Consider the following 3851-nt stretch of genomic DNA (forward strand, 5'->3'; position numbering starts at 1 on the left):
CCCGCCAGCCCCGGCCCCGCCAGCCCCGGGGGCCATCGGGTCGATCCTGCAACGCAATGTCTCGGACAAGGGGCGGGAGACCCGGCTACAAGCGGCGACCCCAAGCCCGAGGAAGCCCTGGATGGCCGATGCCGAACCCCGGGTCCGTTCCGGCCAGATCGTCGCGCTGCGCCTGTTCGACCTGGCCTATGAGATCGACCTGAAGCGTGCCGAGCAGCTCTGGGCCAGCCGCGCCCAGGGTACCAGCGCGCGCAGCCGGCTGGTCGGCACCCCGGCCAAGGCGGTCTCCTTCGGGGTGCCGCCGCTGGAGCTCGACCTCGGCCCGGTGCCGGTCGAGATCGGCGGGGCCGGCCGTGGCCTTGCCGCCAGCGTCCGGCTCTATGATTTCGGCATCGCCGCCTTCGCCCTGCGGCTGCCGGTCGCCGACCTGCCCTGGGCAGCGTATGTCGGGCTGGTGAATGCGACCGACTTCGCCATCGGCCCGCACCTGGAGGCACCCGTCTGGGCCGGGCTGCTGCACCGCCTGCGCCAATTGCTGGGCGAGGCCCTGGACCGGCCGACCGCGGCGCCCCTGCAGGAGGACTACCTGCTTGCCGTGGTCGATGCCTTCGACACGCCGCTGACCGCCGAGGCGCTGCTGGCGCAGGCCGACCTGGTGCCGCTGCTGTCCGGCGAGACCCGGCCGCTGGCCGAGGGCGCCCGCCGTGACCTGCTGCGCCAACGCTTCTCCTACCATCCGGACGATCTGGTGGTGCTCACCTGGGACCGCGCCTTCATCTACGAGCCGCAGCGCGAAACCGATGTCGCCGACGTGCTCGAGATCGCCAATGCCCAGCTGCTGGAGATGCGGACCTACGACGAGATGCTGGACGAGGAACTGCCCCGCATGCGGGACCTGGTCGAGGCGGCACGGCGGCGGACCAACCTGTTGGCCTCCCGCCGTTACGCCCGCCTCGCCCGCCGCCTGCATACGCTGGTGGCCGAGGTGAGCGAGCTGACCGAAAGGGTGGACAATGCGTTGCAGGTGACGGAGGACGTCTACCTCGCCCGCGTCTATGCCGCGGCGATGGAGCAGTTCCGCGTGCCCAACGTGAATGCCGCGGTCGACCGCAAGCTGGCGATCATCCGCGAGACCTATGCCGCGTTGCATAGCGAGGCCGCCGGCGGCCGGGCCGAACTGCTGGAAGTGGCGATCCTGCTGCTGATCGCCGTCGAAATCATCCTGTCGCTGGTGCGGCATTGAAACCGGGACTGCCCATGGCCGCGCCGACCGAGCTCGAGATCAAGCTGCTGATACCCGCCGCGGCGGCCGAGGCGGTGGCGGCGCATCCGCTGCTGCAGGGCGGGGCCACGCCCAAGGTGCAGCAGCAGGTCACCACCTATTTCGACACGCCGGGCTGGGACCTGGCGCATATGGGCGCCAGCCTGCGCATCCGCCGGCGCGGCAAGGCGCGGGTGCAGACCCTGAAGCTGCGCGATGCCGCCGGCCAGGCCTTCGAGCGCGGCGAATGGGAATGGCCGGTGCAGGCCGATGCGCCGGACCGCGCGCTGCTGGCGGAGACGCCGCTCGCCGCGCTGCTGGGAAGCATGCCGGAGTTCGCCCCGGTCTTCACCACCCGCATCGAGCGCCGGCTGCGGCTGCTGGAGCGCGAGGGCAGCGTCATCGAGGTGGCCCTCGATGCCGGCAGCGTCCAGGCCGGGGCGGCGGCGGAGCCGATCCTCGAGCTGGAGCTGGAGCTGAAATCCGGCCCCGTCGCGCCGCTGTTCGGGCTGGCGGCGGCGCTGCAATCCGGCCTGCCGCTGACGCTGGGCGCCGAGAGCAAGGCGGAGCGCGGCTGGCGGCTTTCGACCGGCCGTCCGCGCGGCGTGACCAAGCCGGGCCAGGTGGCGCTGCCGCCTGGCGTAAGCGCCGCCGAGGCCTTCCGCCGTATCATCGGGGCCGGCCTCGCCGGCCTTCTCGCCAACCTGCCCGCTGCGGCCGAGGTGGAGGGCGTCCACCAATTGCGGGTCGGCATCCGCCGGCTGCGAGCGGCGCTGGCGCTCTTCGCCCCGCTGCTGGACCCGCTGCCGGCCGGCCGCTTCACCGCCGAGCTGCGCCGCCTGGGCCAGGTGCTGGGCGCGGCGCGGGACTGGGATGTCTTCTGCACCGAGACCCTGGCCGCCGTGCCGGAGGCCGCCGCGCTGCGCCCCGCCGCCGAGGCCGCCCGCGCCGCCGCCCATCGCGCCCTGGCCGAGGAACTCGCCGGCCCGGCGCTGAGCGCGGCGATGCTGGGCCTGGCCGCCTGGGCGGAGGCCGGGCCGATCCCCGATGGCCCGCTGGCCGCCGCCCTGCCGCGGCTGGAGCACCGTCTCGCACGGAAGACCCGTCGGCGTGGTCGCCGCATCCGCCACCGCTCGCCGGAGGAACTGCACGCGCTGCGCAAGGCGGTGAAGCGGCTGCGCTACGGCGTCGAATTCCTGGCCCCGCTGCACCGGCGCAAGCAGGCGCGGGCCTTCCTGGCCGGCTGCGCCGCCCTGCAGGCGGAACTCGGGCTGCTGAACGACGCCGCCATGGCCGCGGCGCTGGCAGCCCGGCTGGAGGGCGAGGCGCCCGCCGCGGCCATCGCCGCGCTGCGGGATTGGGCGGGGGCGCGGCAGGGCAAGGCGCTGGAGCGCATCCCGCGCGCCTGGCACCGCTTCCGGGCGCTGTCGCTGCCGGAGCCGGCACGCGACTCGCCGGCCAAGGAGGCTTCGGGCTAGCCTGCCGGCGGGCAACGATCCCCGGGGAGACGAGACGCCATGGCCAGCCGCCGCACCCTTCTGCTCGCCGCGCCGGCGGTGGCGCTCGGCGGCCCGCTCGCCCGCGCCCAGGACCGCCCCACCCAGGACCGCTCCACCCAGGACCGGCCCATCCGCCTTATCGTCCCCTACCCCGCCGGCGGCGGCCAGGACATCACCGCGCGGCTCGTCGCCGACCCGCTGCGCGCCGCCCTCGGCCAGCCGGTCATCGTCGAGAACCGCTCCGGCGCCTCCGGCATGGTCGGCGCGCTGGCGGTGGTGCAGTCGCCGCCGGACGGGCTGACGCTGATGCTCGGCGGCTCCGGCGAGACGGCGATCAACCAGCACCTGTTCCGCGGCAAGATCACCTACGACCCGCTGCGCGACCTGCGCCCCATCATGGTGATGGCGAAGGTGCCGGTGGTGGTCATGGCGAACCACCGGATGCCCTTCCGCAGCGTGCCGGCGCTGGTGGAGCATGCCCGCGCCCATCCGGACGCGCTGAGCTATTCCTCCTCCGGCATCGGCAATCCGCAGCATCTCTCGGGCGCGCTGTTGAACCACATGGCCGGGATCCAGACGGTGCATATCCCCTATCGCGGCTCCGGCCCGGCGGTGGTTGACATCGCCTCGGGCCAAGTGCAGTTCGGCTACAACAGCCTTGCCTCGGGCCTGGCGCTGATCCGCGAGGGCTCGATCCGCGCCATCGGCGTCACCTCGCGCGAACGGATGCCGCAGCTGCCCGATGTGCCGGCGATCGCCGAGGATGCCGCGCTGGCCGAGTACGAGCTGGTGAATTTCTTCGGCCTGTTCCTGCCGGCCGCCGCGCCGGATGCGCTGGTCGACCGGCTGCAGGGCGTCGTCGCCGGCCTGCTGCGCGAGCCCGGGCTGCGGGCGAAATTCGCCGAGCAGGGCCTGCTGGTGCAGTCCATGAATGCCGCGGAGTCGCGGCATTTCGTCGCCACCGAATCCGAGAAATTCCGCCGCATCGTCGAAGCGGCGAATATCTCCGCCGAGGGCTAGAGCGGTTTCCAGCCTGACTGAATCGCTTGTGATCCCACGGGCTGCACGATGGTGATTCAGTTGCCCCTCGG

At 73.3% G+C, this 3851-nt stretch carries 3 protein-coding genes; all 3 read left to right on the forward strand.

Annotated features, from left to right (window positions below; translation table 11 throughout):
* On the forward strand, positions 1 to 1243 hold a 1243-nt coding region (locus AC0IW9_RS30085), incomplete at its 5' end, for a hypothetical protein (protein WP_471651983.1).
* 14 nt (positions 1244 to 1257) lie between these two features.
* A complete protein-coding gene (locus AC0IW9_RS30090) occupies positions 1258 to 2739 on the forward strand; it encodes a CYTH and CHAD domain-containing protein (RefSeq protein ID WP_471651984.1) in 1482 nt (493 codons plus the stop codon).
* Positions 2740 to 2778: 39 nt separating this feature from the next.
* Positions 2779 to 3780, forward strand: coding sequence for a Bug family tripartite tricarboxylate transporter substrate binding protein (locus AC0IW9_RS30095; RefSeq protein ID WP_471651985.1), 1002 nt, complete (start codon positions 2779 to 2781; stop codon positions 3778 to 3780).
* Positions 3781 to 3851 lie beyond the last annotated feature (71 nt).

Source organism: Belnapia sp. AC561 (assembly GCF_979252845.1).

Coding starts and splice junctions, on each gene's coding strand:
- AC0IW9_RS30095 (WP_471651985.1), top strand. CDS start 2,779: ATGGCCAGCCGCCGCACCCTTCTGCTCGCCGCGCCGGCGGTGGCGCTC.
- AC0IW9_RS30090 (WP_471651984.1), top strand. CDS start 1,258: ATGGCCGCGCCGACCGAGCTCGAGATCAAGCTGCTGATACCCGCCGCG.